Below are 19,004 nucleotides of genomic sequence, written 5' to 3' on the forward strand. Positions count from 1 at the left end.
AGGTACTCACTAAAGACCGCACTTATATGACAAGTTCACAGTCGTCCCTGGAGAAAGCGTCTGAGAGAATGTCAGAACATTTCCTGAAACAGAGTGAGCGATATTTGTACCCGATACAGAAACTTGCAAATCACTCGGAGATGAACAGTTCAACAAGATGTCTTTGATCTTAGCTTGGATCGAAGTTTGGATCGTGCCCAATTGGCCTGTATAATCCGAAGAACAGATATCCGCAGACACACCCCATGCTGGGCTGACGTTTGTGAATGACAAGTACACTGAACCAATCGAACCAGTTACTAAACCTTTAGTGTCTTGATTTGGATTGTCTCCAAGCACCTGGCTGTTTTGTTGCGCCAGACAGCTTGTGTCGCGCACAACAATCGCATGGATAGATAAAGAAGCATATTTTGCTTCTCCCAAAGAAGACTTCACAGATCTAGGCAAAGAAGCCGGTTGATCCAAAGCCGCCAATGTATAGTTACCCGAAGAATACAAACCACTTCTCTCATCTTCATCTGACAAGAAGATAATCGACAAGTGAGCATCCGCACGGATGAAGCTTCCTGGATTGTTTTGAACAACCAAGTTAGCAGAGTAAACACCGCGCTCATCGCCAGAAGGACAATTCGAAGCATAACCACTTTGATAGCCCGAAGAATTGATCGAGCTCGCACCATTCGCTCTTAAATAGTTAGCGATAAAGTTTTCACAAGTTGTCGTTTCAGGACGTTGAATAGCCGCATTGAAAAGTGCCAATCTATTGGCTTGCGACGGAGTGATATATTTTGAACCATCGCCCATTGTGATCAGTTGACCACCTTGAGGAAATTTACCACCACTAATATCCGTCGTCGTGATGGCGATACGATAGTCTACTTTGGCAGCATCAAGATTTTGAATAAAATTAGCAAAGCGAGGCGCCAGACGTTTTTGTTCAAACGACATGGATGCTGAGTTGTCATTCACAATAAGAATGTCGACCTTACCTGAGCCGGCAGTCACAGAGTATGAGTAGCTCTTTTTATTGTTCTGAACCACACAGTTTGTGCTGGCATTACAGTCCTTGCTGCTGACGCCAAAGTTCACAGGGGAACAACCCACGTAAAACCCGACGGCAAAAGCCAATGCTGTTAATCTAGTAAGTGTATTCATAGACACCTCTCTCACCCGGATATATCCAATCTCAGTGCCAGAATCCTACAGAACAGCTAAATACCGGTAATTACGTACGGTTTTCAGTTTCATCAGATTCCATCACCACCACCCGCAACGTCGAAATCTTAGACAATGGCTCCTAAAAGGCGTCCTTTCCTGTGCAATTTCAGTATTTTAGCCACCCAAATGGTCCTAGCCCGAAGGAGCGATTTTGGGCTCACCACCGAAAGCCTTTGAGGAGCCCCCAAATTTTCCCAATAATAAGGACGTCAGGTTGTATCAGCAGGCTTTCGACAAGAGGACACCAGGATGGTTTACAAGATTATTGGTTCATTAGTAATTCTAACAGCGGGTGTCCTTGCATTCTTGATCGTACAAGATGGTCCAGCAGGTAACTTTATCCGCAATAGATCAGAATCCTGCGTGCAACTAACTCCAGCCCAACAACTCATTAAAATGATAAACGACGATATCGATGAGCTTCATCATCAAGGCAGTCTCCCAAAGGAATGGAATGGTATCGCCACGATTGAATACAAAGTTAGATCCGAATTAGCTCGAACTCTTTTAGGCAGCGAAAAACTCGCACTTCAAAGAGTCAAAGAAGGTAACTACTATTTAGAAGTGGAAGTACTGGATATGCCGGATGAACAAGATCCCGGAATCATCCTTCAAATGAGCCTGAAAGAAATCAAAAGCAAAAACAAAATCTTCGAAATCGGCCGTACCTATTTGATGAGCATGCTCAACAAACAAACTCCACCATCCCAACAAAAATCCGCTGCCGCTGCCACTCCCACAGCCCAACAACCATCAAGTTCACCGACACTAAAACAAGTTCCTGTACAAACCGCTCAACCGGCCGCTCAGCAAGCTACACCAGTTCAGAAATCCTCAACTAAGTAGGCAATACTTTGTTGCGAATATAGTAGACTGAGGGGAAGCAACTCCTCTGCCAACATCAAGTGATTCATATAAACTAATTATTGTTTTTAATTTGACATAAAAAAACCCGATCTGTTTCCAGACCGGGTTCGAGTAAAAAAGAGCTGGCGTCGTGCTACTCTCCCACATGGTCGCCCATGCAATACCATCGCCGCAAGAGGACTTAACTTCTGAGTTCGGAATGGGATCAGGTGTGGCCCCTCTGCTATAAACACCAGCAAAGCGTTTATTAAAACAAAGATGAAGTACGTTTATACTTCGTCGTTCTTCTTTGCAACTTACTTCCAATACAAATGGAGAAGTTACTTTCTATTTCAGACAACTGAATGATTGATTTAATTGATTTTTAGCGAGTCGTTGTTAGTTCCAAGTTTTAACTCTCTTACTTATTCAGAGAGCTAGTCTCTCGTTCTCATTTAAGAGAAGTCACTGAGACGAAATCTTCGTAACTTAAGTTAGAAGAATATTTTTTAAAAAAGCCTCACGACCTATTAGTACGGATCAGCTGAATACATTACTGTACTTACACCTTCCGCCTATCAACCTCGTAGTCTCCGAGGAGTCTTTAGGGGGCCGAAGCCCCAGTGAAATCTAATCTTGTAGTCTGCTTCCCGCTTAGATGCTTTCAGCGGTTATCAGTTCCGAACATAGCTACCCTGCATTGCTCTTGGCAGAACAACAGGAACACCAGAGGTTCGTCCATCCCGGTCCTCTCGTACTAAGGACAGGTCTACTCAAATTTCATGCGCCCACAGAAGATAAGGACCAAACTGTCTCACGACGTTCTGAACCCAGCTCGCGTACCACTTTAATTAGCGAACAGCTAAACCCTTGGGACCTGCTCCAGCCCCAGGATGTGATGAGCCGACATCGAGGTGCCAAACTCCATCGTCGATATGGACTCTTGGATGGAATAAGCCTGTTATCCCCGGAGTACCTTTTATCCGTTGAGCGATGGCCCTTCCACGCGGGACCACCGGATCACTTTGGCCTGCTTTCGCACCTGCTCGACTTGTAGGTCTCGCAGTCAAGCCCCCTTATGCCAATGCACTCGACGCCTGGTTTCCAATCAGGCTGAGGGGACCATCGCGCGCCTCCGTTACTTTTTGGGAGGCGACCGCCCCAGTCAAACTGCCCACCAGACAGTGTCCCTCTGCTCGTAAAGAGCAGCAGGTTAGATTTCAAAGGTGCCAAGGGTGGTATTTCAAGGTTGACTCCACAAGGGCTAGCGCCCCTGCTTCAAAGTCTCCCACCTATCCTACACATGCCAACTCTAAAATCACTGCCAAGCTACAGTAAAGGTTCACGGGGTCTTTCCGTCTTTCTGCGGGTACTCGGCATTTTCACCGAGAATTCAATTTCGCGAGGCATTTGGTCGAGACACCGGAGAAGTCGTTACGCCATTCGTGCAGGTCGGAACTTACCCGACAAGGAATTTCGCTACCTTAGGACCGTTATAGTTACGGCCGCCGTTTACTGGGGCTTCGATTCTCAGCTTCGCTTACGCTAACTAATCCTCTTAACCTTCCAGCACCGGGCAGGCGTCAGTATGTATACTTCGTCTTGAGACTTTGCACATACCTGTGTTTTTGATAAACAGTCGCTACTCCCATTTCTCTGCGACCCGAAAAAGCTTGGGGAGTAAATCCTTACACTCTCGCGGGCACACCTTTTCCCGAAGTTACGGTGTTAAGTTGCCGAGTTCCTTGACCAAAATTCACCCCATCGCCTTAGGATATTCACCCCACTCACCTGAGTCGGTTTACGGTACGAGCTAACAAATCTAAATTTACGAAACTTTTCTTGGATACATGGCTTTTCTCACTTCCGGATCAAAGATCCTCGCATTCACGCCTCAGTGTTATGTGCCGCGGATTTGCCTACGACACCACCTACACGCTTACACCTCAATCCAATAAGAGGCTGAGATAGCCTATACCGTCATTCCTTAAACACAATTTGCTAGGTAACGGAATATTAACCGTTTTGCCATCGATTACGCCACTTGGCCTCATCTTAGGACTCGACTAACCCTGGGAAGATTATCTTTACCCAGGAATCCTTGAGTTTTCGGCGCCCGGGTTTTTCACCCGAGTTCAACGCTACTTATGTCAGCATGATCACTTCTAGTTCGTCCAGCTGTCCTACCGGTCAACCTTCATCCTACGCTAGAACGCTCCCCTACCACTAAAATATAAAATATCTTAATCCAAAGCTTCGGTAACACGCTTAGCCCCGTTGTATCTTCCGCGCAGAGTCACTAGACTAGTGAGCTATTACGCTTTCTTTAAAGGATTGCTGCTTCTAAGCCAACCTCCTAGTTGTCAAAGTAACTCCACAACGTTCTCCACTGAGCGTGCATTTAGGGACCTTAGCTGTTGGTCTGGGCTCTTTCCCTCTCGACGCATGACCTTATCACCCTGCGTCTGCCTGCTGAGGAACATATCTGTGGCATTCGGAGTTTATTTGGGTTTGGTAATCCGGTAAAGACCCCTAGCCCATTCAGTGCTCTACCTCCACGATACTTTTTACTCAACGCTATACCTAAATATATTTCGGGGAGAACCAGCTATCACCCAGTTTGATTGGCCTTTCACCCCTAATCACAGATCATCAAAAGAGTTTTCAACCTCAACTTGTTCGGTCCTCCACGAGGTGTTACCCTCGCTTCAACCTGTCCATGATTAGATCACCGGGTTTCGGGTCTATGCCTGCAAACTAAACGCCCTATTCAGACTCGCTTTCGCTACGACTACACCTTCAACGGCTTAATCTCGCTTGCAAACATAACTCGCTGACTCATTATGCAAAAGGTACGCTATCACCCACGTAAGGGGCTCTAACTGCTTGTAAGCTTACGGTTTCAGTTTCTATTTCACTCCCCTCTCGGGGTTCTTTTCACCTTTCCCTCACGGTACTTGTTCACTATCGGTCACTAAGGAATATTTAGCCTTATGAGGTGGTCCTCACAGATTCCCACAAAATTTCACGTGTTTTGTGGTACTCGGGATGCCGCTAGAGCCTTTGAGCATTTCGAACACGGGGCTATCACCCTATCTTGCCAGACTTTCCAGACTGTTGTTCTATACTCTCCGGTCCCATATCGCGGTCCCACGACCCCTCAATCAAATAAATGATTAAGGTTTAGGCTGTTACCCGTTCGCTCGCCACTACTAGGGTAATCTCGGAATTGATTTCTTTTCCTGAGGGTACTGAGATGTTTCACTTCCCCTCGTTCGCTTCAGACACCTATGTATTCAGTGAATGATATCATAAAATGATGAGTTTCCTCATTCGGAGATCTCCGGGTCAAAGTGTGTGTGCCACTACCCGAAGCTTATCGCAGCTTACCACGTCCTTCATCGCTTCTTAGTGCCAAGGCATCCACCGTAAGCCCTTTGTAGCTTTAAAAAATGGAACTAACCTCGCTAAAAATCAACTAAATCAATCTATTCAATTGTCAAAGAACGAAAACCTTCAAGCGCAAAAAATCTCTTATTCACCTCTAACAGACCAACTCAATTTGTTGAAAGTTGGTGGGCCAGGGAAGACTCGAACTTCCGACCCCACGCTTATCAAGCGTGTGCTCTAACCAACTGAGCTACTGGCCCATGTTAGATGCGTATAAGAGTTTTCACTCTTTCAAAACTAAACAGCTAGAATAGATTTTTGGGACTCACCCACTCGGGAAGAGTGAGTTGACCTAAGATTGTGATTGCTTTTTTCAAGTTAAACTTGAAACGCCGATCACCATAATCCTTAGAAAGGAGGTGATCCAGCCGCAGGTTCCCCTACGGCTACCTTGTTACGACTTCACCCCAATCATCGACCATACCTTGGGCGCCTGCCTCCTTGCGGTTAGCGCAGCGACTTCTGGTACAACCAACTTTCATGGTGTGACGGGCGGTGTGTACAAGGCCCGGGAACGTATTCACCGCGGCATTCTGATCCGCGATTACTAGCGATTCCAACTTCATGGTCTCGAGTTGCAGAGACCAATCTGAACTTAGATAGCTTTTCTCCGATTAGCTCCATCTCGCGACTTCGCTTCAGTTTGTGACTACCATTGTAGCACGTGTGTAGCCCTAGGCATAAGGGCCATGAGGACTTGACGTCATCCCCACCTTCCTCCGGTTTAACACCGGCAGTCCATCTAGAGTGCCCAACTGAATGCTGGCAACTAAATGTAGGGGTTGCGCTCGTTGCGGGACTTAACCCAACATCTCACGACACGAGCTGACGACAGCCATGCAGCACCTGTGTACCGACTCTTGCGAGCTACGGCGTTTCCGCCAATATTCCAGTACATGTCAAGCCTAGGTAAGGTTCTTCGCGTTGCATCGAATTAAACCACATGCTCCACCGCTTGTGCGGGCCCCCGTCAATTTCTTTGAGTTTTAATCTTGCGACCGTACTCCCCAGGCGGGATACTTAACGCGTTAGCTTCGTCACTGAAGGGGTCAATACCTCCAACAACAAGTATCCATCGTTTATGGCGTGGACTACCAGGGTATCTAATCCTGTTTGATCCCCACGCTTTCGGGTCTGAGTGTCAGTGTCTAGCCAGATAGCCGCCTTCGCCACCGGTATTCCTCTTGATATCTACGTATTTCACCACTACACCAAGAATTCTACTATCCTCTCTAGCACTCAAGCTACGCAGTATCAGATGCACTTCTGGGGTTGAGCCCCAGGCTTTCACACCTGACTTACATAGCCACCTACACCCGCTTTACGCCCAATAATTCCGAACAACGCTAGGATCCCTCGTCTTACCGCGGCTGCTGGCACGAAGTTAGCCGATCCTTTCTTACAGGGTACATTCATTGTGTTATTCCCCTGCGACAGAGCTTTACGACCCGAAGGCCTTCATCACTCACGCGGCGTCGCTGCATCAGAGTTTCCTCCATTGTGCAATATTCCCTACTGCTGCCTCCCGTAGGAGTCTGGACCGTGTCTCAGTTCCAGTGTGACTGATCATCCTCTCAGACCAGTTAAAGATCGTTGCCTTGGTGAGCCATTACCTCACCAACTAGCTAATCTTACGCGGACTCATCTTAGAGCGAAAAACCTTTGACCCCTTGAACCGCAGTTCTTGTGGTCTTATGCGGTATTAGCGAATCTTTCGATTCGTTATCCCCCACTCTAAGGCAGATTATCCACGCGTTACTCACCCGTGCGCCACTAGTACTCACCCGAAAGCTTTCCCCGTTCGACTTGCATGTATTAGGCACGCCGCCAGCGTTTGTTCTGAGCCAGAATCAAACTCTCCAGTTTAAATTCTGTATCAATCAAACTACTAGCTTTTACGCTGTTGTTTGTTCGAATATATTTAATTTTGAAATTGTGAATACTGATTACTCAGTATTCAAAGAGCCCAAAAATCTATTTCTTCTAGCTATTCAGTTTTCAAAGAGCGAAACAAAAATTCGCTGCCTTTCAGCAGCGCGAGGAACAGATATTACTCTGTATTTTGTCCTCGTCAATCACTTTTTTAATTTTTCATCGTTTTGACGAAAGTCCTAAAAAAGGAAATTTGGTGGAGGTAACAGGGATCGAACCTGCGACCTTCTGAATGCAAATCAGACGCTCTCCCAGCTGAGCTATACCCCCGCAAAGTGGGACTGGTTTTCGCTCAGACCCCGAAAAAGGTCAATAGCTTTTTTTCGAAAACTTAATGCAGGCTGAAATCTGCCTAATAAATAAACGAGGTTTGCACCTCGTTTATTTCGAAAAAACTATTTAAATATATGTAATTACTGAAATTTAGGCAGAAGCCTTGAATTTAGACGCAAGAAGTCGGTTTAACCACTTACGTTCTGCAGCTAGATCGAAACCAACCTTTTCGCCGCCACTAATAATTGCAAGGTAGACCTTTTTTAAGATCTCAACCTCAGTATCGTTGCCGTTATCAGCACCCAAGGACTCTTCAATCGCTTCATAAACACTCACTAGATCCGGAGTGGTTACTACTTTCGGAATGCGGGTCATATCTAAACCAAGAGTTTCAATGGGTTTAAAACCAATCAAAGTCTCAGTTAAAAGAATCTTTGCGCCATTCTTAAAGTTCACTTGAAGAAACGCCTTACCCTCAGAGTCAGCTCTGTGAAGAACTTCGTTTACGTCTTGAGAACTGAAAGTAAAAAGTTTTCCATCGAGATCCTGGCGTAATTGCACTCTGCCGGTCTCGTTCATTTTCGCACGAAGCCCTTTTGAGGAATCGACAAAATTCAGGATGTGATCAAGTTCAGCGTGTGTCGACTTTGATTTAGAATTGCTCAAAATACCCTCCCCGTAACCGGGCCTTTCCTTAACAATAAAGGTATCGACATCCCAGTGAGGGACTTAACGCCATTTTTTACTTTATGAAAGATCAGGTCTCTTATCCTGTAGCAATTTGATTTTTAGCTAGGGAAGGTGTTTCAAGGCGAGTCAATCGCGCCGTGACTTGTAACTCATGTTCCGATTTGAGATAAAGAAAGAACCGGGAATCAAGCAACCTTGATAACTTTCTGACCGGCACGAGATGCGGAATGCGCTCTCTAAGCCCCAAGGTTGAATTGATTTCTGGCCCGACGAAAGAGGTTTATTTTATGATTATCACTCGCTGGCAAGCACCGTTGGTGCCTAGCAAACAACAGGTTCATATGATTCTCGAGGCTGAAGGATTGGAACCCTATGATGAGACTTATGCTCCTCAAACAAAGATCCCCGATCATCGCCATCCATTTGCTGAAGTTCGCATCGTTGTTGCGGGTGAAATGTTATTTAATATCTCTGGGAACCAGTTTGTTTTGCGTCCTGGCGATCGCGTTGAAATTCCGGCCAACACCAAACACACTCACACGTCGCAAGGATCTACGGAGTGTATTTGTGTTTGCGCACAAAGGGCCATTTAATAGAATTTCCACCGCGAATTTTGAAATAAAAAAGGACCTTATGGGTCCTTTTTTTTATTCTAGCTGTCTTTATTTTCTGAGCGTTTTTGCTTCATCCACGCTAAATAATCCCGGATATTCTTTTCGAAACCGTGAGTCGTTGGCTCATAGATTTTTTCATCCTGAAGCTCTGAAGGCAGATACGACTGCTCGGTCCAGCCCGTCGGATAATCGTGGGGATATTTGTAGTCACGGCCATATCCCATGTCTTTTGCTAAGGCTGTTTTTGCCGAGCGCAAATGCAAAGGCACTGGCAACGTTTTCGTCTGCTCCACCAGAGCTCGGGCTTTGTGAAGGGCCATATACGAGGCATTGGATTTTGGACAAGATGCCAGATATGTCGTCACTTGAGACAGAGTGATAGCACCCTCTGGAAGACCAATTGCCTCCACCGCTTGAAGCCCCGCAATCGCTACTGAAATCGCACGGGGATCTGCATTGCTGATGTCTTCGGACGCTAAAATAATCAGGCGCCGAGCGATGAATATGGGGTCTTCTCCGCCATCCAGCATTCGAGCTAGATAGTACATCGCTGCATCAGGATCGCTCCCCCGCACGCTTTTAATGAATGCGGAAATCAAATCGTAATGCATTTCGGAGTTCTTGTCGTAGCCGATGGGGTTCTGCTGAAGAAGTTCGCGCATATCATTAGTTGATAGCGGGGATTCTTCGCCGTCTTTCATGAAGCTATACAGAATTTCGAGACTGTTAATTAAACGACGGGCATCGCCATCCGAGAATTGTAGAAGATTTTCTATCGCCTCGGGCTGCAGGACTTCAGTGAGAGGTTTTTTGTATTGTGCCTCGGCACGGGCGACAATCTGGCGCAGGTTTGCTTCACTTAACCGTTCAAAAACGACAACTCGACAGCGGCTGAGTAAGGCGCGATTGAGCTCGTAGCTTGGGTTTTCGGTTGTAGCTCCCACAAGAACCAGGTCACCTTTTTCGACAAATGGCAAAAGAACGTCTTGTTGTCCTTTGTTGAAACGATGAATTTCGTCCACGAAAAGAATGGTTTTTTGCTGGTATTGCAGGCGACGGTCATGGCCGGCCTCGCCGATTTCACGCAAAACTTTTGTTCCCGCCTCGGTCGCATTGATGTTTTCAAAATGGGCTTTGAAATGTTGAGAAAGGGCCAATGCAAACGTTGTTTTCCCCGTTCCTGGAGGGCCCCAGATAATGAGACTTGGCAGGTAGCCTTTGCGAAGCATCTGCCCCAGTTTAGACTGGGATCCAATGGTCTTTTCTTGACCGATAATTTCGTCCAGATTCTTTGGACGAAGGATCTCGGAAAGAGGAGATGTGGCTAACGCTGCGGCTGATGAGGAAAACAAATCCATGGTGGATCTATAGTTCATCTGGGCAGTGAAATCCATCGTTTATTAAAAACCAAAGGAGTACGTATGAAAAAACAAACTGTGTTGGTTGTTATTGGCGGGGCTTTGATTGTGGCGGGGGCGGCTTATGCTTCGGAAGCGGCGCGAGTAAAGCCGCTGGGCGGCCCGATTGATACTTTTACTTTTGCTGATGGAGCCGTGGTTCAGTCTGCATTTATTAGCAGTGCCAATTCCGGCTCCATGAATGTCGTGCAAATTAAAAATAGTAATGGGCAAACTTGTTATGCTGTGACTGGTTCTAGCGGGCAGTATGCGGCTATTAGCTGTCTTCCGCAGTAGAATCGTTAGATCGAAACAAAAAAGGCCACCTTAAGGCGGCCTTTCGTTTCGTCCGAACCATATTTTCTAGTACTGGCTTCCATAGTTGAAGAACGTTGTTGCTGTGAATCCCTGAGTGTCATCATCGTTGTCAGGATCTTGAGTATATCCGTAAACTTTGATTGTTCCAGAAGCCGTAAAGTTTTTGGCGTCAACGCTGATTCCACCACATTGGATCGAGCAGTCTGTTACTTTGTCGGCATCAGCTGCACCTGCCGGAATAAGAGCGTACTTATTAGCGCTACTCCACCAAGTTGCTTTAAGGGCCGCCAATTGATCTCCACCAAAGGCGCAAGTCTGCTCAGTTCCACCAGGTGGGGTATAATAGATTTTGATGGCTGATATATACGTATCCCTAGCAGGGTCTGAAACTTTGAAGGTGACTTTTGGAATAACGAAATAGGCCTCATCCACATCCGGTGTCGCAACCGTGCCCCCTGCCAATGCAGATTTAGTGGCATAGCAGGAAGTGCCTTTGGCCGGGATTGCCAATCTCATGGAACTTGTCACAGAAATTTCAACGACCCCCGTCTCAGCGCTGGTACACGAAGTGAGGCCTGCAACAGAAATGAGTGATAAGGCTACGATCAATTTTTTCACATTGCCTCCTTATTGCATCTGCCCCTGAGAATCATGGTTGTTCTTAGCAGCGGAACCTTGTTGACCTGTCACACGCGGAGTCAGGAATACCAAAAGCTCAGATTTATCCTTTGTCACCGTGCTGACTTTAAACAGGTTTCCAAGGAATGGGATTTCTCTTAACCAAGGAACACCGCTTTCGTTTTCAGTCGCATCGCTCGTGTAGATACCACCGATAACTGCTGTCTGACCGTTTTTAACCAGTACGCGCGTATCTGCTTCACGGCTATTCGTAGAGAATGAACCGTCGGTTTCTTTCGCACCAGCGATTTGACGAGCAACCTTCACCTTCATCATAACAGATCCGTCGGCAGTTACCTGAGGAGTAACATCTAAACGCAGGGCCAATGGCTTAAATTGATACGTCTCTTGGCTAGAATTCCCCGTAATTGTAACCTGCTTAACTGGAACTTCTGTCGTCTGACTAATGTATGCCGGCTCATTAGACATCGTCATGATTCTAGGAGAGGAAAGAGTCTTAACCTTTGCCTCAGTCTCGGACAACGAAAGTGCCGCGGAAATACTTCCGAAAACATCCAGAGTTCCGACGTCTACGTTAAAGTTAAAGTTGCCTGATTGAGCCATCGTTGGATTGATGTTGAAACGAGGACTCATGTTAACAGGTCCACGATTGGTATTACCCAAGCTGATTGCCTGACCAGATACGTTCCAGTTCACACCCACGCTGCGCAAGAAACGCTCGGAAGCTTCGACAATTTTTCCTTCGATCAAAACTTGCGGTGGTTGCGTATCTAAAGAGGCGATCAGTTTAGCCGCACGATCCAGGTTTTCCGCGATATCAGTTACCACCACAGAATTCGTACGCAAATCACCTACAACTCTTCCACGCTCGCCCAAGAAATCTTTCAATTTTTTCTCGAGCTCATCAACCTTGGCATAGCTAATATTGAACATGCGAACTTTCAATGGCTCGGTGTTTTTACGAGCCAAAGCCAGTTTCGCTGCATCGTCTTCCTCTGTGCGTAAGTCACCCAATGGAGCAATTCTTAGAACGTTGCCTTGACGAGTGTAACCCAGCTTACGTGCTCTCATCAGAACGACCAATGCTTGGTCCCATGGCACCTGGCGCAGTTTCAGACTGACGTTGCCTTTAACTTCGTCGGAAATAACCATGTTCACGCCGCTCTCTTCAGTAATGAAGTTAAGGGCGTCACGGATATCCATATTGCTTGTCTCGATGGAAATCTTTTTACCGTAGAATTGTGTGTTGCCAGTCAAGAATTCAGTCAAATTTTGGTTAGGCAGGATTTTTCCATCTCCACCCACAGCATGCTCATCCAACGATGCGCCGGAAGCGGCGTCACCTGCTGCAACCTGTGATGATGCGGCCGTCCCCGCAGCAACGATCAAAAGGGAATTACCTTCGTTTTGAACCGCAGGCTCTGCGACACCGTCACGTAATTGAATCACGAAGCGAGCCGTTGTCGAACCAGGGTTTTGATACGCATCGATTGCACCCACGGCACCGCGGATGTCTTTCGTATTCAAAGAGCGCTTCAAGCGATCTGGAAGAATTGCATTTTCAACTTCAACGATATATTGGTGCAAATCCGAATTCGTACGGGTCGTGTACGTTAAAGGACGATTTCCAGAAACTACAACAGTTCCACCATTTTCATTCGATTTGAACTGCAAATCTGTGATCGTTGCAGGACGCCCCTGGTTTGTAGCCACCGGAGCTGGCTCCGGTGCTTGCGGAATTTCCGGAGCAGGAGCTTCTTCCATGGCCGGTTGTTCTGGAATATCAGCAACCTGCGGAGCCGCTGGAGGCTCTGTATCCACGATAGGTGGCATTTCTACGGGTCCGGCATCAACTGGTGCTGGTGCATCCTGTTGCGCTTGCTGAGGAGCTGCGCCATCAGCCTGATTAAATTCATCTTCGAGGTTTCCACCTTGGGGCTCGCTTTGACCAGCCTGATGCGCCTGGTCTTCTGGAGAATTGTCGAAGTCTGCGAACTCGTCTTTTCCACCCGCATCGGCTGGAGCTGCCGCCGTATCGTCAACAGGAGCGGAATCAGCTTCCGCCACTACGTCGGAGCTGCCTGTGTCGTCAAGACTGAGCTCAGCTCCTGCAGAGGAATCCAAACCATCATCTAAAGATAGATCGTCCTGCGCTGGACGGCTGGCACAGGAAGTGAGAGATGCAATCATTGCTGCTACGATCATTAGTCTAATGAATCCGTTCATTAGTACCTCCCCTTAAGAGATTATTTTTTAAATTCCATGATGCGAGATTCTCTAATAGGTTTGTCTTCATCGTATCTTGTCTCGATGACAACAATCTCACCCTCACGAATTGCCGAAATATATCCATCATTTCGGCCCATTTTTGAACTTTTAACTACTGTGTAAACACCACCATCCGGATCTCTGATCATCGCACGAGGTGTTTTTACATCCCAAAGGATACCAACAATTTGCAAACGTTCCAAATCCCATCGCTGCAAAGGCTCTAGCTGATCAGCAGGAGTTTCCTTTTTCGTAGCCTTGATGATTCGAAACGGCTTAAACGGGTCACGTTTGCCATTGGGATCGTAAGCGTAATTGTCTTTAGACAGCATATCAGAAATCGACGGCGCATTCGGAGCAGTAACCGCATCCCCCATTGCCGGCGGCTCCATAGGAGCACCTTGGGGTGGAGCAGGAATTGCTGGCGGCGCCGTTTGCGCATTCGCATCTGGTGGAGGGTTCGCTGGCGGCGGTGGAGCTCCGGAAGGTTGCGCCTGATTTACTTCATTCATAAATTCAGGGGGCAGATCTCCGTTGTTAGGACCACCAGACGCCGGCGCTGGAGGTGCCACTGGTGGTTGCTCTTGAGAATGCGCAGGTGCCATGAACTTCGCGCTGACGGCAAACGCCAGCCAAAGCCCTAATGCGGCAACTATAATGTAAGACATCATCCATCTTACGGACTTCACTGCGGTGTCTCCACTTTTTCTTTTTCTTTTTCTGGTGCAAGTTTGTAACCTACAACCAAACCTTCGAACTTTAATTTTTTTGTCGGATCAGAACTATCTTGATCTGAAATAGTAATATTTCTGACTCGCGCCATTCTTTCAGAAGAGGATACCAAAGCTACGAACTGAGCAAGTTGAGCATAACTCCCTTCCAGGGTCACCTCGACAGGCACTTCTTCCACGACTTCGCGTTTGATATTCTCCCCTGGCTTTTTGATCTTTACACTGACACCAGCTCCGCGGGCAAATCCATCGATCGCTTTATTGATATCGATAGAAAATAAAACCGTCGGAAGTCGACGAGAAATTTCCTGGTACTGTTGGCTCAGTCTTCCGAGTTTTTCACGCATCTCGTTGACCTGCTTCAAAGTTGCATCCGTGTCTTTCTTTTTGGCTTCCTGCTCTTGCACTTGTTGCTGAACGGCCGCAATTTGGGCCTCGACCTGAGAGCCATCATCATAAAGAGTGAAATAAAATATCGCACCCAAGACAATTCCTAGGCCGAAAGTCTTTCCATAAGTGAAGCCAGCAAGAGTATCGAAGAACTTATTCATGGCGTTCTCTCCAATACTGCGCTGATTTCAAACTTTTTGAGGATCATTCCGTCCAAAGTAACTTCCGTTGAACTTACAAGGTTTACGTCCATTAAGAATACACTCTTAGTGAGAGCTTCCAGGAACTGAGAAACCTCAAAGTCACTTAAGCCCAAGCCTTGAACATTCATTCGATCGGGATTCAATGTGATCTTAGTTAACCAAGCTTTTTCCGGAATCACTTGTTGCATAAGATCGATGACGCGAATTTCGCGGGAACGATCTCGGGAAATCTTATCAAGTGCTGAAATACGCGCTTCGATAATAGCTTCGTCTTCTTTAAACTTTTTAATTTCAGCCACAGATGCAGCTTGCTTGGAGTTGTAATTTTCAAGCTCACTTAAAGTGGTCTGCAAAGAACCGAGACGTGCCTGTAATTCAGGGACGTGTTGCTCTTGGTAACCATAAAGACCCAGCGCCGGTATCAACAAGATCACCAAGCGCTTCAGGGCCTCCTTACGGGCCTCATCACTTCCACCGCCATCCTCAAGGATGACGTCGCCAAACTGGGCGCCAAGGGCTGCATTTGTACCAACTTGATTGGAGGCGAGATTAATTTTAATCATGCGCCATCCCCTTCCTGGCGAAGTGCCAGGCCGGTTACTACTCCTGCGAAGTTTTTAATTTGAGCAAGGTATTCTGGCGAGAATTTCTTTGGATTCGCTTTGATTTTCGCAAACGGATTAAACGGCTCCATCGGAATGCCCGTCACGCGGGAGATTGTTTCAATCAAACCCGATGTTTGTGAGCTGCCACCAGTGAAGAAACAACGATTCAAAGTCAGTCCGTTCGTGGTCGCACTCAAGAAATCAAGGCTGCTGCGAATTTCTTCAGTCACAGCCTCGTTAGTCGCACTGATAACACTGTGAACTTCGTCAGGTACATCACGACGAGAGACTGCACTTAATTTCAAAGCTTCAGCTTCACCAACGGTGACACCCATAGCTTTGTGAATTTCATTTGTATAATTCGCGCCACCCACTGGAATATCACGGCAGAAGATGACCTCACCATACTGAAGAACCACGAAATTAGTAATCGAAGCGCCGAAGTTTAGAATTCCGACAACTTCACCTGGGAATTTGCCGTAATTAACTTCGAAAGAATTCGCCAAAGCAAAGCCACTCACATCAAGAACGGAACACTTCAGACCGCTGAACTCAATGACTTGTGTATATTGCGTTACCAGTTCATTTTGTGCCGCAATCAATAAGATATCCATGGTGTCCGGGCTGGCACTTGTCGAAAGAATGTGATGCGCAAGACTGATATTGTTAATATCAAAAGGAATATATTGTTCAGCCTCGAAGCGGATCTGATCACGAACAAGTTTTTTGTCCATCTTTGGAATCGTGATTTTCTTAACGATAACCGCGGTTCCCCACATGGCCGTTGCTAGATTTTTACGCTTGGATTTTACCTCGGCGATAAGATTCTGAATGGAAATACCGACAGCTGCGATATCCACGATCTCACCACCAGAAACGGAATTGGGAGGCGTTGGCGCAAAACCAAAGGAGAGTAACTGGGCTCCTTTACCACTAATATCCATTTCGGCTAATTTAATTGAACTCGTACCGATGTCGAGTCCGATTACTTTTTTAGATTTAAAAAACATCCCTAGCTGCTTCCCCAGTTGAACCACTTCAATGTCTTTTTAAAGACTTACGTCTTTAGACCCAGGTCTAACATAGTAAATTATTTCTGGTCGTAAGGTGAATGTCAAACCAGGGGTCCAGTAGACTTTAGCTTAATCCAGGCAGAAAAAGGTCTAGGTACCACTCCGCAATCGTCTGCCCACCAAACAAGTAAAGAACAGCGCCGAGCGCAAGGTAAGGACCGAAAGGAATTACGGTCTTTAGTCCTGCTTTTTGTTTTCTTGCGGCAGCAAGTCCGATGATACTTCCGATGATGGCCGATGACATAATCACGAAAGGAATCGCTTTCCATCCAAGCAAAGCACCAATCCAGGCGAGGAGTTTAATGTCTCCCCCACCCATGCCTTCTTGTTTGGTAAATATCCAATAAAGGTAAGCCATTCCCCAAAGGAACCCGCCCCCCATCAATACACCCAACAAGGAATCCAGAAATTCACGATGGGGGTTGAGCCAAGCGCCAACCAAACCAATCACAATCCCCGACAGAGTGAACTCATCTGGCAAGATCATGTGGTCCAAATCGATGAAGGTGCAAATTACTAGACCGAAAACAAACAGAAGGTATTCGATCAAGTCCCAGGAAAGGCCAGCGTAGTGATAGCAAAGAGCGAACATGACGCCCATGATGATTTCCACCATTGGGTAGCGAAACGAGAACTTAGCACCACAATTGCGACATTTTCCACGAAGAATAAACCAGCTAAAGATCGGAATATTGTCATACCAGGCGATTTGTTTTTTACAGCCGTAGCAATAACTGCGCGGCTTAACGATGCTTTCTTCGCGAGGCAAACGGTAGATAACCACGTTGCCGAAGCTGCCAAATAGAGCTCCAAATATAAAGAAAACGACGTAATAAAATAAATCGGCGTTAGACAATGTCTTTTCTCCTGAAGCTGAAATTCGTTAGCAGGACATAAATAATAAACCAACCGGTCATGTGTGCAACCATCCACACCACGTCCTTACCCGGCAAGCCTTCTTGAAGGAAATACGCTGATTTCCAGTTAAGACGATATAAGTTAGGAACGATCCAATGAAGTCCTTTGACGATGGTAACGAACATCGGCTCTTGGCTCTTAGAGGCGAAAAATGCCAAATCACCAAGCCAATGCCCCAAAAGAAATAAAACAATACCCGCACTTAAAGCCAAAACAGGTCTGACCACCAGACTGGCCCACATTGCAAATGCCAGAATGACCGAACTTTCGAACCACAGGCTCAGGCAAATCTCGGTAAAAGCAAGCCACTGCTTAGGTTCATTCCACACACCCAATAAAAATGAGAGGATGATTCCCAATAAAACCATCAAAAGAGTATTGAGCGCCAACACTCCAAATACCTTACCTAAAATAAACTGATCACGGGTGACCGGTCGGGATAAAATTAACAGGCAAGTCTGCTTTTCAACTTCTTTAGCAATCAAGTAAGAGCCCGAGAACAGAGAAATCCCGAGCAATGCGATTTGCACCGCCAAAAAACCGAAATCTGCCAAAATCTTTTTTTGTTCTGCAAAGGACAATGCACCCAATAAAAAGCTCATACTAATCATGATCGCAGCAATAACGATCACCACGAAAAAAATCTTTTCACGCAGCATTTCACGCAAAGTGGTTTTTGCTAAAGTCCATACCTTAGACATTTTTTGCCTCGCGATTTTTTAGAACTTGGAATGCTTTTTCCAGACTTTGGAATTCGGACATAAACTGCGGCAAAGCTCCTTCATAGAGAATTTTACCTTTATTTACGACAACTAAGCGCGAACACAACTCTTCCATATCCTGCAAAAGATGGCTGCTAAAGAAAAGGGTCACTCCCCTTTTTTGCTCTTCACGCAAAATATCTTTCACCATCGCACGTCCATCGGGATCTAGGCCCGACATTGGCTCGTCCAAAATAATTAAATCAGGACGAGTAAGAATCGCTTGAGCGATCCCCGCCCGTTGCAACATACCCTTTGAATAGGTGCGAAGCCTGCGGTCTTTAGCATCAAACAGGTCCACTTTTTTTAGCGCCTCATGAGCTCGCTCAATAAAATCTTTCTGAGTGAGACCGAAACAAAGATTCCAATGCAGTTTTAAAAATTCCATTCCCGTCAGAAATTCATACAAATAAGGACGTTCGGGAAGGTAACCGATACGGGTTTTAGATTTGCTGTTTAAAGGTTCTCCAAAGAAATGGATCTTGCCATTGTCGGGTCGAATGAAGTCGAAAATGCACTTAATTGTCGTGGTTTTTCCGGCACCATTGCTTCCGACGAACCCTGTTGTTTCCCCTTGAGGAAGATGAAAGGAAATATCCTGAAGAACATGGCGATCTTTTTCAAAGAGACCACCTTTGAACGTCTTATTTAACTTTTCAACCTGAAGTACTTCCATTG

The 19,004-nt window shown here is 46.3% G+C and carries 15 protein-coding genes, 2 tRNA genes and 3 rRNA genes; 3 read left to right on the forward strand and 17 right to left on the reverse strand.

The genetic code is table 11. From position 1 onward, the window contains the following. Window positions 1-9 precede the first annotated feature (9 nt). The gene (locus HW988_RS15010; RefSeq protein WP_255490042.1) at window positions 10-1,155 is read right to left on the reverse strand and encodes a hypothetical protein; all 1,146 of its coding nucleotides are present in this window, start codon (window positions 1,153-1,155) and stop codon (window positions 10-12) included. 312 nt (window positions 1,156-1,467) lie between these two features. Between HW988_RS15010 and HW988_RS15015 the strand changes: the two genes are divergently transcribed. Then, a complete protein-coding gene (locus tag HW988_RS15015; RefSeq protein WP_181605018.1) occupies window positions 1,468-2,064 on the forward strand; it encodes a hypothetical protein in 597 nt (198 codons plus the stop codon). Between the two features lie 141 nt (window positions 2,065-2,205). Here HW988_RS15015 and rrf read toward each other — a convergent pair. From rrf to HW988_RS15045, 6 genes are all read right to left on the reverse strand, one after another. Then, window positions 2,206-2,322 (reverse strand): 5S ribosomal RNA (gene rrf / locus HW988_RS15020). Between the two features lie 251 nt (window positions 2,323-2,573). Beyond that, a 23S ribosomal RNA gene (locus tag HW988_RS15025) occupies window positions 2,574-5,514 on the reverse strand. A gap of 123 nt (window positions 5,515-5,637) precedes the next feature. Beyond that, window positions 5,638-5,714: transfer RNA gene (locus tag HW988_RS15030), tRNA-Ile, on the reverse strand. A 152-nt stretch (window positions 5,715-5,866) separates the two neighbouring features. After that, a 16S ribosomal RNA gene (locus tag HW988_RS15035) occupies window positions 5,867-7,380 on the reverse strand. Together the 16S, 23S and 5S rRNA genes with 2 tRNA genes alongside form the textbook arrangement of a ribosomal RNA operon. A gap of 260 nt (window positions 7,381-7,640) precedes the next feature. Then, a tRNA-Ala gene (locus HW988_RS15040) sits at window positions 7,641-7,716 on the reverse strand. Between the two features lie 153 nt (window positions 7,717-7,869). Then, a complete protein-coding gene (locus HW988_RS15045) occupies window positions 7,870-8,385 on the reverse strand; it encodes a hypothetical protein (RefSeq protein WP_181605019.1) in 516 nt (171 codons plus the stop codon). Window positions 8,386-8,636: 251 nt separating this feature from the next. Here HW988_RS15045 and HW988_RS15050 point away from each other — a divergent pair, with 251 nt between their 5' ends. Beyond that, on the forward strand, window positions 8,637-9,002 hold the full coding sequence (locus HW988_RS15050) for a cupin domain-containing protein (protein ID WP_255490043.1): 366 nt from the start codon (window positions 8,637-8,639) through the stop codon (window positions 9,000-9,002). A 59-nt stretch (window positions 9,003-9,061) separates the two neighbouring features. On the opposite strand, the gene HW988_RS15055 is transcribed toward HW988_RS15050, so the two are convergent. Further along, complete coding sequence (locus tag HW988_RS15055; protein ID WP_181605020.1) at window positions 9,062-10,381, reverse strand: replication-associated recombination protein A; 1,320 nt, start codon at window positions 10,379-10,381, stop codon at window positions 9,062-9,064. A gap of 63 nt (window positions 10,382-10,444) precedes the next feature. On the opposite strand from HW988_RS15055, the gene HW988_RS15060 reads away from it, so the two are divergent. Further along, window positions 10,445-10,717, forward strand: a complete 273-nt coding sequence (locus HW988_RS15060; RefSeq protein WP_181605021.1) for a hypothetical protein — start codon at window positions 10,445-10,447, stop codon at window positions 10,715-10,717. Window positions 10,718-10,783: 66 nt separating this feature from the next. Here HW988_RS15060 and HW988_RS15065 read toward each other — a convergent pair whose 3' ends face one another. The 9 genes from HW988_RS15065 to HW988_RS15105 form a co-directional block, all read right to left on the reverse strand. Then, entirely contained in the window at window positions 10,784-11,356 is a 573-nt protein-coding gene (locus HW988_RS15065; protein ID WP_181605022.1) for a hypothetical protein, read from the reverse strand. 9 nt (window positions 11,357-11,365) lie between these two features. Then, window positions 11,366-13,603, reverse strand: a complete 2,238-nt coding sequence (locus HW988_RS15070) for a type IV pilus secretin PilQ (protein WP_255490044.1) — start codon at window positions 13,601-13,603, stop codon at window positions 11,366-11,368. Between the two features lie 20 nt (window positions 13,604-13,623). Continuing rightward, a complete protein-coding gene (locus HW988_RS15075; protein ID WP_181605023.1) occupies window positions 13,624-14,334 on the reverse strand; it encodes a pilus assembly protein PilP in 711 nt (236 codons plus the stop codon). Next, window positions 14,331-14,927 (reverse strand): type 4a pilus biogenesis protein PilO, encoded by a 597-nt coding sequence (gene pilO, locus HW988_RS15080; protein WP_181605024.1) that lies wholly within the window; start codon window positions 14,925-14,927, stop codon window positions 14,331-14,333. Before pilO ends, HW988_RS15075 begins: the two co-directional genes overlap by 4 nt. Then, window positions 14,924-15,532, reverse strand: coding sequence for a PilN domain-containing protein (locus tag HW988_RS15085; RefSeq protein WP_181605025.1), 609 nt, complete (start codon window positions 15,530-15,532; stop codon window positions 14,924-14,926). Before HW988_RS15085 ends, pilO begins: the two co-directional genes overlap by 4 nt. Continuing rightward, window positions 15,529-16,584, reverse strand: a complete 1,056-nt coding sequence (pilM, locus tag HW988_RS15090; RefSeq protein ID WP_181605026.1) for a type IV pilus assembly protein PilM — start codon at window positions 16,582-16,584, stop codon at window positions 15,529-15,531. The genes HW988_RS15085 and pilM overlap by 4 nt, the downstream gene beginning before the upstream one ends. A 127-nt stretch (window positions 16,585-16,711) precedes the next feature. Continuing rightward, window positions 16,712-17,503 (reverse strand): A24 family peptidase, encoded by a 792-nt coding sequence (locus tag HW988_RS15095; protein WP_181605027.1) that lies wholly within the window; start codon window positions 17,501-17,503, stop codon window positions 16,712-16,714. Beyond that, the gene (locus HW988_RS15100) at window positions 17,496-18,266 is read right to left on the reverse strand and encodes an ABC transporter permease (protein ID WP_181605028.1); all 771 of its coding nucleotides are present in this window, start codon (window positions 18,264-18,266) and stop codon (window positions 17,496-17,498) included. The genes HW988_RS15095 and HW988_RS15100 overlap by 8 nt, the downstream gene beginning before the upstream one ends. After that, window positions 18,259-19,002, reverse strand: coding sequence for an ABC transporter ATP-binding protein (locus tag HW988_RS15105; RefSeq protein WP_181605029.1), 744 nt, complete (start codon window positions 19,000-19,002; stop codon window positions 18,259-18,261). Before HW988_RS15105 ends, HW988_RS15100 begins: the two co-directional genes overlap by 8 nt. Window positions 19,003-19,004: the final 2 nt, after the last annotated feature.

The organism is Bdellovibrio sp. KM01, from assembly GCF_013752535.1.
In the GTDB taxonomy this organism is placed as follows: Bacteria; Bdellovibrionota; Bdellovibrionia; order Bdellovibrionales; family Bdellovibrionaceae; genus Bdellovibrio.

What these genes read in the sequence shown, in the direction of transcription:
- HW988_RS15010 (WP_255490042.1), bottom strand. Translation starts at nt 1,155, where the DNA reads ATGAATACACTTACTAGATTAACAGCATTGGCTTTTGCCGTCGGGTTT.
- HW988_RS15070 (WP_255490044.1), bottom strand. Translation starts at nt 13,603, where the DNA reads ATGAACGGATTCATTAGACTAATGATCGTAGCAGCAATGATTGCATCT.
- HW988_RS15060 (WP_181605021.1), top strand. Translation starts at nt 10,445, where the DNA reads ATGAAAAAACAAACTGTGTTGGTTGTTATTGGCGGGGCTTTGATTGTG.
- HW988_RS15100 (WP_181605028.1), bottom strand. Translation starts at nt 18,266, where the DNA reads ATGTCTAAGGTATGGACTTTAGCAAAAACCACTTTGCGTGAAATGCTG.
- pilO (WP_181605024.1), bottom strand. Translation starts at nt 14,927, where the DNA reads ATGAATAAGTTCTTCGATACTCTTGCTGGCTTCACTTATGGAAAGACT.
- HW988_RS15085 (WP_181605025.1), bottom strand. Translation starts at nt 15,532, where the DNA reads ATGATTAAAATTAATCTCGCCTCCAATCAAGTTGGTACAAATGCAGCC.
- HW988_RS15050 (WP_255490043.1), top strand. Translation starts at nt 8,637, where the DNA reads ATGCGCTCTCTAAGCCCCAAGGTTGAATTGATTTCTGGCCCGACGAAA.
- HW988_RS15015 (WP_181605018.1), top strand. Translation starts at nt 1,468, where the DNA reads ATGGTTTACAAGATTATTGGTTCATTAGTAATTCTAACAGCGGGTGTC.
- HW988_RS15055 (WP_181605020.1), bottom strand. Translation starts at nt 10,381, where the DNA reads ATGGATTTGTTTTCCTCATCAGCCGCAGCGTTAGCCACATCTCCTCTT.
- pilM (WP_181605026.1), bottom strand. Translation starts at nt 16,584, where the DNA reads ATGTTTTTTAAATCTAAAAAAGTAATCGGACTCGACATCGGTACGAGT.
- HW988_RS15105 (WP_181605029.1), bottom strand. Translation starts at nt 19,002, where the DNA reads ATGGAAGTACTTCAGGTTGAAAAGTTAAATAAGACGTTCAAAGGTGGT.